The sequence below is a fragment of the Marivibrio halodurans genome, assembly GCF_017963645.1.
GTDB classification, from domain to species: domain Bacteria; phylum Pseudomonadota; class Alphaproteobacteria; order UBA8366; family Aestuariispiraceae; genus Marivibrio; species Marivibrio halodurans.
In genome coordinates this window covers 252,303-267,816 of the sequence record NZ_JAGMWN010000001.1, presented here as the reverse complement: position 1 = coordinate 267,816, position 15,514 = coordinate 252,303, and the positions used below count along the sequence as shown (strand labels likewise).

Sequence of the window (15,514 nt, the reverse complement as noted above, 5' to 3'; positions counted from 1 at the left end):
GTTCCCGTTGCTTCGCATTCGCCCCGATGCGCCTTCATACCGCAGCGACCACGAGATGCAATGGCTGACGCCGGACCGGCCGGCGGCTCGCGAATCATCTTGAGCCACGGGATCATGCGCGATTATGTGGCGCCCCCATTAAACGCCTGCATATGCGGACCTTTTTCACGATTGTTGCACGCGAGTCGCGGGCGGGCTACCGATGTATGCCCCATTCCAACATTCGCGATCCGAAAGGGTGACGACGGCCATGCGCATTTCCATCGACGGCGGCCCCTTCCGGCGTATCGCCGCCGGGTTTTTCCTGCTCACGGGCGCGGCGCTCCTGAGCGGGCACGGCGCGGCCCTGGCCGACGACGTGCCCCCTCCACCACCGTTCGAGGAATGGCTGCGCGACCTCAAGGCGGAGGCGATGCGACGCGGTATCTCCGAGGAGACGCTGACCGGCGCCTTCCAGGATGTGGCGCCCCTGCCCAAGGTGCTGGAATACGACCGCAGCCAACCGGAGTTCACCCGGACCTTCTGGCAATATCTTGAACGCGCGGTAACCGACGGCCGGATCGAGCGGGGGCGGGCATTGATGCGCGAGCATCGGGGGCTGTTGACCCGGGTCGAGTCGGAATACGGCGTGCAAGCGCGGTTCCTGGTGGCCTTCTGGGGATTGGAGACAAATTTCGGCGACTATACCGGCGGGTTCCCGGTGATCGACGCGGTCACGACCCTGGCGCATGACCGGCGGCGGTCGGAATTCTTCCGCGCGGAATTGATGAACGCCCTTCGAATCCTGGATGAAGGTCATATCGCCAAACCCCGCATGCTGGGCTCCTGGGCCGGCGCGATGGGACAGTTGCAATTCATGCCCTCCACTTTCGCCGCGCACGCCGTCGATGCCGACGGCGATGGGCGCAAGGATATCTGGGGCAGCCTGCCGGACGTTTTTTCCTCCGCCGCCAAGTATCTGAGCGATGTCGGTTGGAAGGGCGACCGGACATGGGGCAGGGAGGTTCGCTTGCCCGAAGGCTTCGACCTCGAACTGGCGACCCGGGATGTGCGCCAGACTCTCAGCGACTGGCAGGATCTCGGCGTGCGCCGGGCGAATGGCGCCGATTTGCCAATCGTCGCGGGCATGGAGGGCTCCGTCATCCTGCCCTCGGGTTGGAAGGGACCGGCCTTCCTGGTCTATGACAATTTCGACAATATCCTGACCTGGAATCGGTCGACCTATTACGCGATCGCGGTGGGATATCTGGCCGATCGATTGGTCGGCCTGCCGCCGCTGACGGCCAAGCCGCCGGAGAACGAGCGGGCCTTGAGCCGGGACGAGGTGCTGGAGATGCAACGGCGGCTGAATGCGCTCGGCTTCGACGCGGGCGAGCCGGACGGCATGGTCGGGCCCGCCACACGGGGGGCGGTCAAGGCCTATCAGAAGGCTTCCGGCCTGCCGCCCGACGGCTATCCGACGCCGGCGCTATTGGAAACGCTCTATGGGGCCGGGGCCACGGGGGAGTCCGACGCCGGTCGGAATTAACGCGTGAAATGATGGTCATGGGGTTCCGGATTTCGGGGCGCGCCGGTTCGGCTGGGCGTTCCGCGATCGTTTTCTTCGAGCAATCGGCGACGGGAAGGGCGCATCCTTGTCAAAGGGGATTACGGGGGTGAAACAACGAGGTATCGCACGGGCCACCCAGAACCTGCGGCTGTCGTCGGCCGTGGGGTTGATTGTCGCGGCCGCCCTTGTCATCGGTGGTTGCGCGGAGGTTCAGTTCGTCTCCCAGGCGGCGAAGCAGATCGGTGGCGGGACACCGACCGCCCCGGCCGACCCCGATGCCGCCGGCAACGGCACGAGCTACAAGATTGGTAAGGCCTATCAGATCAAGAACATCTGGTATTATCCCCGCGAGGACGAGGAATATGTCGAGGAGGGCATCGCCTCCTGGTACGGCCCGAACTTCCACGGCAAGCCGACCGCGAACGGCGCCATCTTCGACCAATGGAAGGTTTCCGCCGCGCATCGGACGCTGCCGATGCCCTCGATCGTGCGCGTGACCAATCTGGAGAACGGGCGCTCGCTCAAGGTCAAGGTTAACGACCGGGGACCGTTCTCGCAGAACCGGATCATCGATCTGTCGCGCAAAGCCGCCCAGCTTCTGGGTTTCGAGCAGAAGGGGACCGCGCTGGTCCGTGTCGAGCTGCTGGCGGAGGAAAGCCGGAAGCTCGCCGCCTTCATGCAGGGGCGGGGACCGCGTCCCACGATCGCCGCGCTGGGCCAGCCGGGCGCGGCCGCCGCCTCGACGGCGCCCAGCACCAATGCGGGACGCGAGGAGGTGCCGGCCCCGGAAGCGGCCCCCGCGCCGGATGTGGATAGCGAGGATCTGGCCGCGCCCCCCGGGGTCGAGGTCGCGGCCGCCGAAGGCACTGCCTACAATGTCGATCTGCGAGGCCGTCCCTCGTCGCCCGATCAGATCGAGCGCGCGCCGCTGGACGAGCAGCCGGTGGGCGAGGAATCCTTGAGCGTGGTGCCCGTTTCACCGAACCCCGACATCTTCATCCAGGCTGGCGCCTTCGCCCAGCATGTGAACGCGATCCAGGCTCAGGCTAGATTGCGCCCGCTCGGCCCCGTCGTGATCCAGCAGATCAACAAGAGCGAGACCCCGCTCTTCCGCGTCCGAATTGGTCCGATCAAGGAGGTCGACCGGGCCGACATGCTGCTTGCCTCGGTACAGGACGCGGGCTTCAACGACGCGCATATCGTGGTCAATGACTAGCCCCGTGAAGGTAGGGGCGATGGTTGCCACACTCATGCCGAATTGGACGCCTAATAGCCTTTCGGCATCGCTTCCGGTGCGTCCAATGGCCCCTGGACGGAGCCGGATGCTCATGCGAGTTTGATGCCGTCCACGGTGCCGACCCCTCGACGCCTCTCCGTTTTTGACTGTTCAGGATCGACCCATGCCGTTTTTTCTCCAACTGTTCCGTGCGGGCCTGTCGGCCGCCATGGCCTTGATCTTCAGTGCCGGCCTGGCGCTCGCCCAATCGCCGGAAACGAGCGCGCGCCAAGCGCTGATGGTCGATCTCGAGACCGATACCGAGTTGCTCAGCGTCAATGCCGATCAGCGGATGTATCCCGCCTCGATGACCAAGCTGATGACCGCCTTCCTCGTGTTCGAGCGCCTGCAGAACGGCACGTTGTCGCTCGACGACACCTTTCCCGTCAGCGAAAAGGCTTGGCGCAAGGGGGGGTCGAAGATGTTCGTCGAAGTCGGCGAGCGCGTGAAGATCGAGGATCTGCTGCGCGGCATCATCATCCAGTCCGGTAACGACGCGACAATCGTCGTGGCCGAGGGGGTCGCGGGCACCGAGGAGGCCTTCGCGCGCGAGATGACGGCCAAAGCGCGCGAACTGGGCATGGAGAACACCCAGTTCAAGAATGCCAGCGGCTGGCCCGACCCGCAGCACTATACTACCGCTCGCGACCTCGTGACGCTGGCGGAAGCGCTGATCGAGCGGTTCCCGGAATATTACCACCTCTATTCCCAAACCGAATTCACCTACGCCAACATCACCCAGCAGAACCGAAATCCACTGCTTTATCGCAATATTGGCGCGGACGGCCTGAAGACAGGCTTTACCGACGATTCGGGATATGGGCTGACCGCCTCGGCCGTGCGGAACGGCCGGCGATTGCTGTTGGTGGTCAATGGTCTGGACTCCACCGGGGACCGGGCCAAGGAGGCCGAGCGGTTGATCGACTGGGGATTCCGGGAATTCGGAACCTACGGGCTCTTCAAGGCGGGCGAGGTGGTGAACGATATCCCGGTCTGGCTCGGCCGTCAGGGGACGATCCCCGCGATCATCGATCAAGATGTGGCCGTCACGTTGCGCCGAAAGAAGCGGGACGAGATGAAGGTGACGCTCGTCGGCACGCAACCGCTGGAAGCGCCCATAGAGGCCGGCCAAACCGTGGGCGAGGTGCGGATTACCGCGCCGGGGCTGGACACCATCACCGTGCCCGTCAAGGCCGCGCGCGCGGTCGAGAAATTGGGCGCCTTCGGCCGAATCCAGGCCGCGCTGCAATATCTCGTCTTCGGCGGGAACGAGTGAAGGCGAGAGAGCAGGCATGAGCGGCCGCCTAATCACCGTGGAGGGAGGGGAAGGCGCCGGAAAATCCACTCAAATCAAACACCTGGCAACCTCCCTTGAACTGGCGGGGAGAGATGTCAGGACAACCCGGGAACCCGGTGGCTCTCCCGGCGCGGAGGCGATCCGCGCACTGCTCGTCTCCGGCGAGACGGATCGCTGGGACCCGGTTTCGGAGACATTGCTGATCCTGGCCGCGCGACGTGACCATGTCGAACGGGTGATAAAGCCCGCTCTCGCGGCTGGGGAGTGGGTTCTTTGCGATCGGTTCGCCGACAGCACCGCCGCCTATCAAGGCGCGGGTCATGGGTTAGGTCGCGACTGGGTTCGCGAAATCGGGCGCCTCACGCTCGGAGATTTCACGCCGGACCTGACCTTGATCCTCGATATTCCGGTGGGCGACGGCCTCGCTCGCGCGGGTAAGCGCGGCGGCGATGATCGTTTCGAGCGGATGGGGACCGGCTTCCACGACCGATTACGCCGGGCCTTCCTGGACATCGCGGCGGAGGAACCGGTGCGCTGCGCGGTTATCGACGCGACTGCGGAGGAATACGTGGTCGCCGACGCGGTCCGTAAGCTGGTGGCCGATCGTTTGCCGGATAGCGGGCTGTCCGCGGCGGGGGGTGTGGATGGCTAAGGCCGCGCGCGCGACGAGCGAGGAAACGCAAACGATCGATCCGTTCGAGCCACGCCGGAACCCGCACCTCGAAGGACACGATGAGGCCGAGGCGACGGTCCTCGATGCCTGGAACAGCGGGCGCTTCCCGCATGCCTGGTTGCTCTGCGGGGCGGAAGGGATCGGCAAGGCGACCTTCGCCTATCGGCTCGCACGCTTCATCCTGGCCAATGGCGGCGCGGAGGATGGCGGCGGGGAAGGGGGCAGCAACCTCTTCGGCGACGCCCTGGCCGCCGACGGGCTCGCCATCTCCGGGGAAAGTCAGACTGCGCGCCTCGTCGCCTCCGCTGGCCATCCGGATATGCGCGTTCTCACGCGCGGCATGATGGATGCCGCCGGCAAGCCGACCGCGACCATCATCAATGTCTTCCAGACCCGGCGCGTGGTTGATTTCACCTATCAGACATCGGCGATAAGCCCTTGGCGCGTCGTGATCGTCGACCCGGCGGACGACTTCAACACCAGTTCCGCCAACGCCATCCTGAAGGCATTGGAGGAACCGCCGCCCCGCGCGGCCTTCCTGTTGATCAGCCATTCGCCAGGCGGACTTCTTCCGACGATCCGCTCGCGCTGCCGCAAGCTGCAATTCAAGGCGCTGGACGATGACAGGGTGGCAAGCCTCGTGAGGCGCTATCGCCCCGAGACGCCGGAGGAGGAGGCCCGCACCCTCGCCCGCATCGCGGAAGGCAGCGTCGGCCGGGCGCTCGCCTATCAAGCCGCCGGGGGGCTCGGTCTTTTCGGTGATCTGACGGCGCTCCTTTCCCGACCGCGCGAACCGGATATAGGCCACGTCTCGCGCCTTGCCGACCGGGTCGCCGGGAAGGGACGGGAAGCGGCCTATGATGCGCTCGGCGATCTGATGGATTGGTGGTTCAAGCGGCTGGTTCGCGGCATCGCGACAGGCGAGGGGCCGGCCCCGATCGATACCGCCGACGCGCAGGCGATCGCGGCGTTCCGCGACCTCGGCGGCGGACCCGGGCCGGTATTGACGATCCGCGACAGGGCGGTCGAGTTGCTGGGACAGGCGCACCCGCCGGCCAATCTGGACCGGCGTCAGATAACCTTCGCGCTCTTTACGGAAATGCAGCGTTTGAGCCGGGGAGGCGCATAGGTCCATAATGACGGGCCCGGCTGGACAAGCCGCGCCCCAGCCCTTAAGTCACGGGTTGTTCCGTTCCGACCGCTCACTCTTCCGCAAATCCGGCAGGATCCGAACCGATGCTCGTCGATAGCCATTGTCACCTCGACTATCTCGAACGCGACGGCCGCGATTTGGAAGAGGTCGTCGGCGCCGCCCGCCGCGCCGGGATCGAACGGCTGGTCACGATCTGCACCAAGGTCACCCAGTTCGAGACCGTGCGCGCCATAGCCGAACGGTTCGAGGATGTAACCTGCAGCGTCGGCATCCACCCGCACGAAGCCGGCAGCGAACCGGAGACGACGACCGAACAGCTGGTCGCGTGGGCACGGCACCCGAAGGTGGTCGGGATCGGAGAGACCGGCCTCGATTATTTCTATGAGCACAGCCCGCGCGGGACCCAACAGAAAAGCTTCCGCGCCCATATTCGCGCGGCGCGGGAGACCGGCCTGCCGCTCATCGTCCATACCCGCGACGCGGACGAGGACACGATCGCCATCCTAAGGGAAGAGCATCGGGAAGGCGGCCCGTTCCCCGGCGTCATCCACTGCTTCAGTTCCTCGAAATGGCTGGGGGAAGAGGCGGTTAAGCTCGGCCTCTATATCTCCATATCAGGCATTCTGACCTTCAAGAAGGCGGAGGAATTGCGGGACGCCGTGCGCGACGTGCCATTGGATCGGCTTTTGGTCGAGACGGACTCGCCCTATCTCGCGCCCGTGCCCAAGCGCGGCAAACAGAACGAACCCGCCTTCGTCGTTCACACGGCCGAGGCGCTCGCCGCGTTGAAGGACGTATCGGCCGAGGAATTGGCCGAGGTGACGACCCGGAACTTCCGAACCCTCTTCGCGAAGGCCGCGTGAGCGGATGGCGGGCCCGGGCGCGGAAATTAACGCGGAGACGGCGGGGGAGGGCGATCTCGTCCTGACGATACTGGGGTGCGGCTCCTCCGGCGGCGTGCCGCGCGCCACGGGCGATTGGGGCCTATGCGATCCGTCCAATCCGAAAAACCGCCGCCGGCGCTGCGCGCTTCTGGCCGAGGCCGCGGAGGTGACGGTGCTGATCGACGTTGCCCCGGATTTCCGAGAACAGATGCTGGCGATCGGCCCGCCGGAGCGGATCGACGCCGTCTGCTTCACCCATGCCCATGCGGATCAGGCCCATGGGATCGACGACCTGCGGGCCTATGTGATCAAGCATCATGAACGCGCGGCCGTCCACGCGCTGCCGGAGACGGCGGACGTGCTGGAGGATCGCTTCGCCTATTGTTTCTCGGGCGCGGCCGGCTATCCGCCGATCATGACGCTCAATAGACTGTCAGCACCCTTGATACTGAAGGACCTCGCGGTCGAGGCGGTACCGGTCGTTCATGGGGCCATGCCGGGCACCGCCGGATTCCGGTTCGATCACCGCGGCCGCAGCGCGGGTTATATCCCGGACGCGAACGATATTCCGACGGCGAGCATTCCGCGTTTCGAGGGGCTCGACCTCCTGATCATCGACGCACTTCGTCCGACACCGCATCCCAGTCATTTCAGCCTGTCCGACGCGCTTCGCTGGATAGACCGGTTGGGACCGGGCCGGGCCGTCCTGACCAACATGCATATCGACCTCGACTACGCGACGCTGAAGGCGGAACTGCCGCCGGATATCGAACCGGCCTTCGATACGATGCGACTGACCGTCTAACGCTTCCGGCACAGCATCGCCTGACAATCATTTGATGTATAAGAAACTTCACCAAAACATATATTTTCCATAATATACATTATCGGACTTTTGTGCAGTCGGCCGACGGCAAGGGTAACGGTCCCTTGCGACCCATGATCCTTGCGGTTCGCGTGCGTCGTCGCCATTTAGGCGGTCATGACGAACGCTTCCTTTTCAAAGAATGACGACGGGCGTCCGCGCACGGGCTATGCCGGGCCGTACCGGGCGGAGGATATGGATGAGCGGGCACGCACGCTGGCGCGGCTCGAACAGTTGGCGAGCCTGCTGGACGATCGCTTTACCCTGCCGGGTACGAATTTCCGCTTCGGTCTCGACCCGATCCTGGGGCTGATCCCCGGTATCGGCGATAGCGCGACGGCGGCGTTGACCGGCTATATGATCCTCGTCGCGCGACGGCATCGCTTACCGGCTTCGGTTCAGGCGCGCATGGTCGTTAATCTGGGGCTCGACTGGCTTGTCGGCAGCATCCCACTGCTTGGCGATCTCTTCGACTTTGGATTCAAGGCCAATCGACGGAACCTTACACTATTGCGACGACATCTCGGGCCGTTCGACGTATGAAAACCAGGCTCCCGTCGGCATTGTGTTGAGCCAGGATTGACGGCCCGCGCGGACCGGGTCACCCTTCCCGCCCACATCGCCTCGACGGGATTGCCGATCATGCCTGAGATGTCCGACGCCGCGCCCTCGCCCGCCGCTCCGTTCTTGGGCACACCGACGGAGGAAATACGGCATTTCCTAACTGAACATCCCGGGACCAAGACGGTCGAGGCCTTCATCTTCGACCTTTGCGGCCTCGCCATGGGCAAGCGCTATCCGGTCGAGGATTTGGCGAAGCTCTATGAGGACGGCCTGCAGATGTGCGCGGCCGCTTGTTTGCTGGATGTCACGGGCAACAGCGCCGACCCCCTCGGCCACGGTTTCTCGGACGGCGATCCGGACGCGGATGCGGTGGCCATTCCCGGAACACTCGCGCCGGTTCCCTGGGCGCGCCGGCCGACGGCGCAGGTGATGCTGCGGCTCGTCCGCGCGGACGAGGCGCGCACCCCCGTCTGGTTCGAACCGCGCGAGACATTGCGCCGGGTGACGGCGGATTTCCAGGAGGCGCTTGGCCTCACCCCCGTCGTCGCGGTGGAGCTTGAATTCTTCCTGACCGACCTCGCGCGCGAGGAGGAAGGCGGTGGTCCGATCCCGCCGACCAGCACCGTGACCGGCCGTCCGCACCGGGCGAACCAGGTCTATGGCATGCTGAAGCTGGAGGAGTTCGACCCCATCCTCGCCGCCATCGAGGATGCGTGCGCCGCCCAGGGCGTGCCGGCGACGGCAGCCTCGGCGGAATACGCACCCGGCCAGTTCGAGTTGAACCTGCGCCATGTCGCCGACCCGGTCCTGGCGGCGGACCATGCCTGCCTGCTGCGCCGGATCGTTAAAAGCGTTGCACGAAAAATGGGTTACGATGCGACCTTCATGTCCAAGCCCTATCCGAAACAAAGCGGCAGCGGCTTGCATATCCATCTAAGCCTTGCCGATGGGGGCGGCATCAACCGCTTCGACGAAACCGTCGATCCCGAGGAAACGGCCCTGCGTCAAGCGGTCGCCGGGCTACAGGCGACCATGGGCGAGGCCATGGCCCTCTTCGCCCCCAATGTGAACGCCTATCGCCGGTTCGCGCCGGACCAGTTCGTGCCGGTGACGACCGATTGGGGATATGACAACCGCTCCGTCGCCTTCCGGGTTCCCTCCGGCCGGGGCGCGGCGCGTCGGATCGAGCATCGCGTCGCCGGCGCCGACGCCAACCCCTATCTGGTGATGGCGGCGGTACTGGCCGGCGTGCGGCACGGGATCGAGAACGGCCTTACCCCGTCCAGCGAGGCCGCGACCGGAAACGCGGGCGCCGAGATGGACGAGGGCTTGCCCTTCCGCCTATGGCGGGCACTGGACGCGCTGGAGGGGGCGGACATCCTGCCGCGCTATATGGGCGGTGATTTCCTCAAGGCCTATCATGCGGTGAAGGCGGCGGAGTTCGAGGACTTCATGAGTGAGCCGAGCCCCCGGGAATATGACTGGTACCTCTGACAATGGCGAAGACACCCCCCTCCCCGGCCGATCGCGGGATCGATCGGCTGATCGCCGTCATGGCGGCCCTGCGCGATCCGGACGGCGGGTGCCCTTGGGACCTTAAGCAGGATTTCGCGAGCATCGCGCCCTATACGATCGAGGAGGCCTATGAGGTCGCGGACGCCATCCGGCACGGCGACCGGGCGGAATTGCGCGACGAACTCGGCGACCTCCTCCTCCAGGTCGTCTTCCATTCCCGCATGGCGGAGGAAGAGCAAAGCTTCGATTTCGAGGCCGTCGCGCAAGCCATCGCGGAGAAGATGATCCGACGCCATCCCCATGTCTTCGCGAACGATACGGCCGAGACACCGGATGCCGTCAAGCGCAGTTGGGAGGAGACCAAGGCCTCCGAACGAAATGCCAAGGGCCAGGACGACAGCGCGCTTTCCGGCGTGGCTCTCGCCCTACCCGCGCTGCAACGGGCGGAGAAGCTTTCCAAGCGCGCGGCCCGGGTCGGTTTCACCTGGCCGGACGCCGCCACCGTCTTCGGCGATATCGAGGAGGAGCTGGACGAGCTGAAGGCCGAGATCGAGGCCGGCACGCCGCATGACCGGCTGGAGGACGAACTTGGCGACGTCCTCTTCACCATCGCCAATCTGGCCCGCCTCCTCGGCGTCGATCCGGAGGCGGCGCTGCGCCGGACGAACGACAAGTTCACCGATCGATTCCAGATGATGGAGCGCAGTTTCAAGGATGAGGGGCGCGCGCTAACCGATTGTTCCCTCGACGAGATGGATGCGCGCTGGGACGCGGTGAAGGCGCGCGGGAAGGGCTGAACCCTTCATTCATCCCCAATTCATCCCCGGAAGATAGTGTTGCAAATGAAAATGAGGGCGGCGGTCCACAACCCGCTCAACAAGGAATAGAAGGCGATGTTGAGCCAACGCGCCTTGAATTTCCGCTTATTGAACACGCCTTCGTAAATACCCGTGGCGATCTTCGGGGTCGCGCCCACATTGGATCGTCTTATGGAATCCTCGATTTCCTTGGCACGCTTCGAGACGATTTCGAGAAAATGCCAACAATGCCGGTGCACGAACAACGCCCCGACATTGAACAGGACAGCGACCACGCAAATCGACAGCCCGGCATAGAATGCGACCATCCCATTCGGTGCATCCTGAATAGCGGGTGGCGCCAGGATTTCGGCTTTTTCGTGCAGGAAGCCGAGAGCCGCGCCGAGGGTGCCGTTGAAGACCAGCGAGTATTTGGCGAGGGTCAGGACATTCTGGAAGGAAGAGCGGCCGATCCGCGTGCATTCCAGATATTCCCGAGCAAGCCAGTCATCCGCACTCGTCCCCAGCCCATCTTGCAGGGTTCCATTCGACATATTCCCCCTCCCCTTCAAATGTCCTTTCTAGCTTTCAAGCGCCCAAACCGTCTGTGGACGCCTCACCCCACGAAAGTGCCGGGGTCCCAGATTTGTCCAAGCCCCCAGGGACGGCGGGGCCAGAACATGAAACGCGTCGGAGGCTAGGATCGGCCGGTCGAGATCCTTCGTCAGATCCTCCAGCCGCGCGACCTCGTTGGCGGCCGCGCCGATGACGGAGAACTCCACCCGTTCCGGTACGCCGATATTGCCATAGAGGACCGTGCCGACATGGAGCGCCAGGCCGAATTCGATCCGAGGCGCGTCCGCCCCGGCTTCGGCATTGGCCTTGTCGGCGCGCGATCGGGCATCCCGCGCGGCGCTGATCGCGAGCCGTGCCGCCCGCTCTTCGCCGCCCGGACCGTCGGTCGGAAATATCGCCAAGACCGCGTCGCCGATAAAGCGCAGAACCTCCCCGCCGTGATCCAGAACGGCCCCGGCGGTGCAGGAGAAATAGTGGTTGAGATGTTCAAGGAACGCGTGCCGGCCGAGTGCCTCGGCGGTCGGCGTCGACCCCCGCAGATCGCAGTACCAGAGGACGGCCGATATCTCCTCCCCGTCACCAAGTCGAATCTGACCATCCAGAACCTTGGCGCCCGGCCCCGCGCCCAGATAAGCGGAAAGCACATTACGCGCGGCTTCCTCCCGCACCGATGCCTTCACGGCGAGCGCGAGCGGGGGCACGAGGCGATGCAGGACAGCTATGTCCCTATCGGTGAAACCGCCGGGCGCGTCGCTCGTCCAGCTTACGATCAGGCCGTCACGATTATCGATCGCGGCGCGCATGCCGCGGAAAGCCGTCAGCGTCAGATGATAGTCCGTCGCCCCTTGGTCCCGTAGGGCGCGAAGTTGCGGGAAGCGATCCTGCCCTTCCCCCCGTTCCAGGCGATAGCGTCGTTCGTGTCCGCCCTCGTCTATCAAGGCCTTCGGGACGCTTTCCATCCATTCGGCCGTGCTCTCGCCACGCAGGTGCCGCTCCCGCGTGAGGCCGGCGGCACGGGTCCAGGTGATCGCGATCGATCCCACCATCGGATGCAACCACCCGAAGGCCATATGACCCCGCATCAGGGGTATGCCGGCCGCGATTAGACCTTCGCACAGACCTTCGAGCAGAGCATCCAGACGCGTGCCATGGAGCGTGCTTTCCACCACCCAATCGGCCAGCCGATCGCCGACCGGACGATCCGGGGGCCGTTGGGACATGGGAGGGACGCGGGCACGGTCGGTATCCGACATCGGCGCCCCTCCCGCAGCCCGCGCTCGTCCCGGTGCCTCAGTCGTTCTGAAGCAAGTGGATCAGGCTCGACGTATCCCAGCGATTGCCGCCACGGTCCTGAACCTGGGCATAGAACTGATCGACCAGCGCGGTCACCGGCAGACGCGCGCCGTTATTCTTCGCCTCACTGAGGCAAATGCCCAAATCCTTGCGCATCCAATCGACCGCGAAGCCGAAATCGAACTCGCCCTTGCACATGGTGGAACCGCGGTTCTCCATCTGCCAGGAACCGGCCGCGCCCTTGGAGATGACGTCCAGCACCTTTTCCATGTCGAGCCCGGCCTTCTGGCCGAAGTTCAGCCCTTCCGACAACCCCTGCACGAGGCCCGCGATGCAAATCTGGTTCACCATCTTGGTGATCTGGCCGGCGCCGCTTTCACCCATCAGCTTGCACGACTTGGCATAGCACATGATGACCGGCTCCGCCGGACCATACACATCCTGGTCGCCGCCACACATGACGGTCAGCGCGCCGTTCTCCGCGCCGGCCTGGCCGCCGGATACCGGCGCATCGATGAAGCCGACGCCCTTTTCCTTGCAGGCCGCATAGATCGCGCGCGCCGCATCGGCGGAAGCGGTCGTGTTGTCGATCAGGGTCGCGCCCTTCTCCATGCCGTGAATCGCGCCGTCATCGCCGAGCGCGACGTCGTGCAGATCCTTATCGTTGCCGACGCACATGAAGACGAAATCACAGCCCTTCGCGGCTTCCTTCGGCGTGGGCGCGGACTGACCACCATGCTCGGCCGCCCACTTCTCGGCCTTCGCGGCGGTGCGGTTATAGACGGTGACATCGTGCCCGCCCTTGTTCTTCAGGTGCGCGGCCATCGGGTATCCCATAACGCCGAGACCGATGAATGCTACCTTCGCCATATTCGCTACTCCCTCACATTTCTTGGGCGAGACGCCGGGGCCGTCCGGTTAACCGGTGGTCACGTCTCATGGATTGTCGATTATTCGTCCGACCCCAAGTCAAACGGTCCCGCCCGGTTAATGCAAGTGGTCTTACCAAATTATGGGCCTGCCAAATTCCTGGCACGGCTACGGGACGGTCATGCGGCACGATCGCGTCCCGCATGCCGTCAGCTTTCCTCGATAGCGGGGCCGGCAGCCTTGATAAGGCGCTTGAGCTTGATCCAACCGGCCATGTCCGGCGCGGACAACAGGCCCTGAACCCGCTCGCCCGCGCGGTAGGGGCGATTGTCGATGCGGTCCGCCACGCCCCCCGCCTCGCGCCGGACCAAAACGCCCGCCGCATGGTCCCAAGGCCATAACCTGCGATAGAAGGAAAAATGTCTAAGGCCCTGGCTTTGATCTAGAAAATCATGCCCGGCACATGCGAGAGGCCGCAGCGAGCCGACCTGCGCCGACAAGGTGTCCCGGGCCGCGCGGCGGGCCGGCTCGGCGAACCAGTTGAAATTCACTTGCCCGATCATCGCGCCGGGACCGGCGGGGGGCTCCGTACCGTTATTCATGCGAAGGGGGGCGCCGTTCAGGGTCGCGCCCGCCCCCTTCTCCGCCATGGCCAGACGCTCCCCCACCGGGTCCAGAATCCAGGCCATGCGCGTTTCGTCGTTCCGGACCAGCGCGACCAGCATGCAAAAGGTCGACGACCCCCGGCTGAAATTCCGCGTGCCGTCGAGCGGATCGACCACCCAAACCGGCGCGTCGCCCGCGAAACGGTCGAGTATGGAAGGATCGGCATGATGCGCCTCCTCCCCCACGGTGGTGGAACCAGACAGCAGCGCGGGCAATTCCCGGGTCAGCAGGCGTTCCGATTCCATGTCGGCGGCGGTGACGATATCGCCCGCCCCCTTCTCCATGACCTCATGATCGGCCAGGGCGCGGAAGCGCGGCAGGATAGCCACCTCGGCGACGTGGCGCATCAGGGCGGCCACCTTGTCCATGTCGGGATCGTGCATGATGCTGCGCTCGTATCGGTCCGCCGTTTCCAATCCCGCGGGTCAGTCAGAACCGGTCGATGACGGCGATGCCGCCATCCAGCCCCGCCGCGCCCTGATCCATCGCCATCAGGGCGGAAGCCCCCGCCTCAAGATCGAGCCGCCGGGCGATTAGGCGACCCGGATCGATCCGCCCGTCCTCGATCAATTCGAACAGCGAGGGAAAACGATGTCCGGCCATGCCGTGACTGCCGAGAATTCGCAATTCACGGCCGATGACCCGGGACATGGGAAGCCTGGGGTCCGCATGCTCCCCCGCCAGAAGACCGACCTGAACATGGCTGCCATGGGTGCGCAGACACAGGATGGAATTGCGGCAGGTCGCCCAGTGGCCGAGCGCATCCAACGAGACATGCGCACCGCCGCCCGTCGCTTCCCGGATCGCGGCGGGAATGTCGTCGATCGCGCTGGCATCGAGGGTACTCTCCGCGCCGACCTCTCCGGCCCGCTTGCGCGCGGACGCATCGATATCGACCGCGATGACGCGCGCGCCAAGCGCCGCGCCGATCATCACGGCGGAAAGGCCGACCCCGCCGCAGCCATGGACGGCCAGCCACTGTTCCGGCCGGATCGCGCCCTGCTCCGCCACCGCGCGATAGGCCGTCGTGAAGCGGCAACCGAGGCTCGCCGCCTCCACCGGGCCCAGCGTCTCCGGCAGGGTTACGAGGTTGAGGTCCGCGCGCGGCACCGCGACATATTCCGCGAACCCACCCCAATAGGTGAAACCCGGCTGCTGCTGGTCGTCGCAGACCTGGGGGTGACCGTCGGCGCAACGCGGACACCGCCCGCACCCCAGGACGAAGGGCACGACCACGCGCGCGCCCTGCCGCCATTTGGCGCAATCGGGACCGACCGCCACGACCTCGCCCGCCAGTTCATGCCCCGGTACATGCGGCAGGCGGACATCGGAATCATGCCCCATCCAGCCATGCCAATCGCTGCGGCAGACACCGTTCGCCAACACGCGCAGAACGACGCCGTCGGGCGGGCACGCGGGATCCGCGACGGTCTCGACGGCGATCGGCTGCTTGAAGCCGTGATAAATGGCGGCGCGCATGGTCCCTCGTCCGGTGGTGGCTGCCCCCGGGAGAGAGGAGGCCAAAAGAAACGGGGC

At 65.1% G+C, this 15,514-nt stretch carries 15 protein-coding genes; 10 read left to right on the top strand and 5 right to left on the bottom strand.

Annotated features, from left to right (window positions below):
• Positions 1-250 precede the first annotated feature (250 nt).
• From KAJ83_RS01150 to mazG, 10 genes are all read left to right on the top strand, one after another.
• On the top strand, positions 251-1,528 hold the full coding sequence (locus tag KAJ83_RS01150; RefSeq protein ID WP_210680178.1) for a lytic murein transglycosylase: 1,278 nt from the start codon (positions 251-253) through the stop codon (positions 1,526-1,528).
• Between the two features lie 127 nt (positions 1,529-1,655).
• Complete coding sequence (locus KAJ83_RS01145) at positions 1,656-2,765, top strand: septal ring lytic transglycosylase RlpA family protein (protein WP_210680177.1); 1,110 nt, start codon at positions 1,656-1,658, stop codon at positions 2,763-2,765.
• 184 nt (positions 2,766-2,949) lie between these two features.
• Positions 2,950-4,101, top strand: a complete 1,152-nt coding sequence (locus KAJ83_RS01140; protein WP_246484141.1) for a D-alanyl-D-alanine carboxypeptidase family protein — start codon at positions 2,950-2,952, stop codon at positions 4,099-4,101.
• A gap of 16 nt (positions 4,102-4,117) precedes the next feature.
• Positions 4,118-4,774, top strand: coding sequence for a dTMP kinase (tmk, locus tag KAJ83_RS01135; RefSeq protein ID WP_210680175.1), 657 nt, complete (start codon positions 4,118-4,120; stop codon positions 4,772-4,774).
• Positions 4,767-5,924 (top strand): DNA polymerase III subunit delta', encoded by a 1,158-nt coding sequence (locus tag KAJ83_RS01130; RefSeq protein ID WP_210680174.1) that lies wholly within the window; start codon positions 4,767-4,769, stop codon positions 5,922-5,924. The genes tmk and KAJ83_RS01130 overlap by 8 nt, the downstream gene beginning before the upstream one ends.
• A 107-nt stretch (positions 5,925-6,031) precedes the next feature.
• Positions 6,032-6,811, top strand: a complete 780-nt coding sequence (locus tag KAJ83_RS01125) for a TatD family hydrolase (protein ID WP_210680173.1) — start codon at positions 6,032-6,034, stop codon at positions 6,809-6,811.
• 4 nt (positions 6,812-6,815) lie between these two features.
• The gene (locus KAJ83_RS01120) at positions 6,816-7,637 is read left to right on the top strand and encodes an MBL fold metallo-hydrolase (RefSeq protein WP_210680172.1); all 822 of its coding nucleotides are present in this window, start codon (positions 6,816-6,818) and stop codon (positions 7,635-7,637) included.
• Positions 7,638-7,814: 177 nt separating this feature from the next.
• Positions 7,815-8,240 carry a DUF4112 domain-containing protein gene (locus KAJ83_RS01115; RefSeq protein WP_246484140.1) on the top strand — a complete coding sequence of 142 codons (426 nt, stop codon included), beginning with the start codon at positions 7,815-7,817 and terminating at the stop codon, positions 8,238-8,240.
• Between the two features lie 99 nt (positions 8,241-8,339).
• The gene (locus KAJ83_RS01110) at positions 8,340-9,755 is read left to right on the top strand and encodes a glutamine synthetase family protein (RefSeq protein WP_246484138.1); all 1,416 of its coding nucleotides are present in this window, start codon (positions 8,340-8,342) and stop codon (positions 9,753-9,755) included.
• 2 nt (positions 9,756-9,757) lie between these two features.
• The gene (gene mazG, locus KAJ83_RS01105) at positions 9,758-10,573 is read left to right on the top strand and encodes a nucleoside triphosphate pyrophosphohydrolase (RefSeq protein ID WP_210680171.1); all 816 of its coding nucleotides are present in this window, start codon (positions 9,758-9,760) and stop codon (positions 10,571-10,573) included.
• 20 nt (positions 10,574-10,593) lie between these two features.
• Here the strand turns inward: mazG and KAJ83_RS01100 are convergent, their stop codons facing one another.
• From KAJ83_RS01100 to KAJ83_RS01080, 5 genes are all read right to left on the bottom strand, one after another.
• Positions 10,594-11,127 (bottom strand): hypothetical protein, encoded by a 534-nt coding sequence (locus KAJ83_RS01100; RefSeq protein ID WP_210680170.1) that lies wholly within the window; start codon positions 11,125-11,127, stop codon positions 10,594-10,596.
• Positions 11,128-11,154: 27 nt separating this feature from the next.
• Positions 11,155-12,402 carry an adenylate/guanylate cyclase domain-containing protein gene (locus KAJ83_RS01095; protein WP_210680169.1) on the bottom strand — a complete coding sequence of 416 codons (1,248 nt, stop codon included), beginning with the start codon at positions 12,400-12,402 and terminating at the stop codon, positions 11,155-11,157.
• A gap of 37 nt (positions 12,403-12,439) precedes the next feature.
• Entirely contained in the window at positions 12,440-13,312 is an 873-nt protein-coding gene (locus tag KAJ83_RS01090; protein ID WP_210680168.1) for an NAD(P)-dependent oxidoreductase, read from the bottom strand.
• A gap of 209 nt (positions 13,313-13,521) precedes the next feature.
• Positions 13,522-14,361: an inositol monophosphatase family protein gene (locus KAJ83_RS01085; RefSeq protein WP_210680167.1), complete on the bottom strand. Its 840-nt coding sequence runs from the start codon at positions 14,359-14,361 to the stop codon at positions 13,522-13,524.
• A gap of 46 nt (positions 14,362-14,407) precedes the next feature.
• On the bottom strand, positions 14,408-15,457 hold the full coding sequence (locus KAJ83_RS01080) for a zinc-dependent alcohol dehydrogenase family protein (RefSeq protein ID WP_210680166.1): 1,050 nt from the start codon (positions 15,455-15,457) through the stop codon (positions 14,408-14,410).
• Positions 15,458-15,514: the final 57 nt, after the last annotated feature.

Coding starts and splice junctions, on each gene's coding strand:
- KAJ83_RS01150 (WP_210680178.1), top strand. CDS start 251: ATGCGCATTTCCATCGACGGCGGCCCCTTCCGGCGTATCGCCGCCGGG.
- KAJ83_RS01140 (WP_246484141.1), top strand. CDS start 2,950: ATGCCGTTTTTTCTCCAACTGTTCCGTGCGGGCCTGTCGGCCGCCATG.
- tmk (WP_210680175.1), top strand. CDS start 4,118: ATGAGCGGCCGCCTAATCACCGTGGAGGGAGGGGAAGGCGCCGGAAAA.
- KAJ83_RS01130 (WP_210680174.1), top strand. CDS start 4,767: ATGGCTAAGGCCGCGCGCGCGACGAGCGAGGAAACGCAAACGATCGAT.
- KAJ83_RS01125 (WP_210680173.1), top strand. CDS start 6,032: ATGCTCGTCGATAGCCATTGTCACCTCGACTATCTCGAACGCGACGGC.
- KAJ83_RS01120 (WP_210680172.1), top strand. CDS start 6,816: ATGGCGGGCCCGGGCGCGGAAATTAACGCGGAGACGGCGGGGGAGGGC.
- KAJ83_RS01115 (WP_246484140.1), top strand. CDS start 7,815: ATGACGAACGCTTCCTTTTCAAAGAATGACGACGGGCGTCCGCGCACG.
- KAJ83_RS01110 (WP_246484138.1), top strand. CDS start 8,340: ATGCCTGAGATGTCCGACGCCGCGCCCTCGCCCGCCGCTCCGTTCTTG.
- mazG (WP_210680171.1), top strand. CDS start 9,758: ATGGCGAAGACACCCCCCTCCCCGGCCGATCGCGGGATCGATCGGCTG.
- KAJ83_RS01100 (WP_210680170.1), bottom strand. CDS start 11,127: ATGTCGAATGGAACCCTGCAAGATGGGCTGGGGACGAGTGCGGATGAC.
- KAJ83_RS01095 (WP_210680169.1), bottom strand. CDS start 12,402: ATGTCGGATACCGACCGTGCCCGCGTCCCTCCCATGTCCCAACGGCCC.
- KAJ83_RS01090 (WP_210680168.1), bottom strand. CDS start 13,312: ATGGCGAAGGTAGCATTCATCGGTCTCGGCGTTATGGGATACCCGATG.
- KAJ83_RS01085 (WP_210680167.1), bottom strand. CDS start 14,361: ATGCACGATCCCGACATGGACAAGGTGGCCGCCCTGATGCGCCACGTC.
- KAJ83_RS01080 (WP_210680166.1), bottom strand. CDS start 15,457: ATGCGCGCCGCCATTTATCACGGCTTCAAGCAGCCGATCGCCGTCGAG.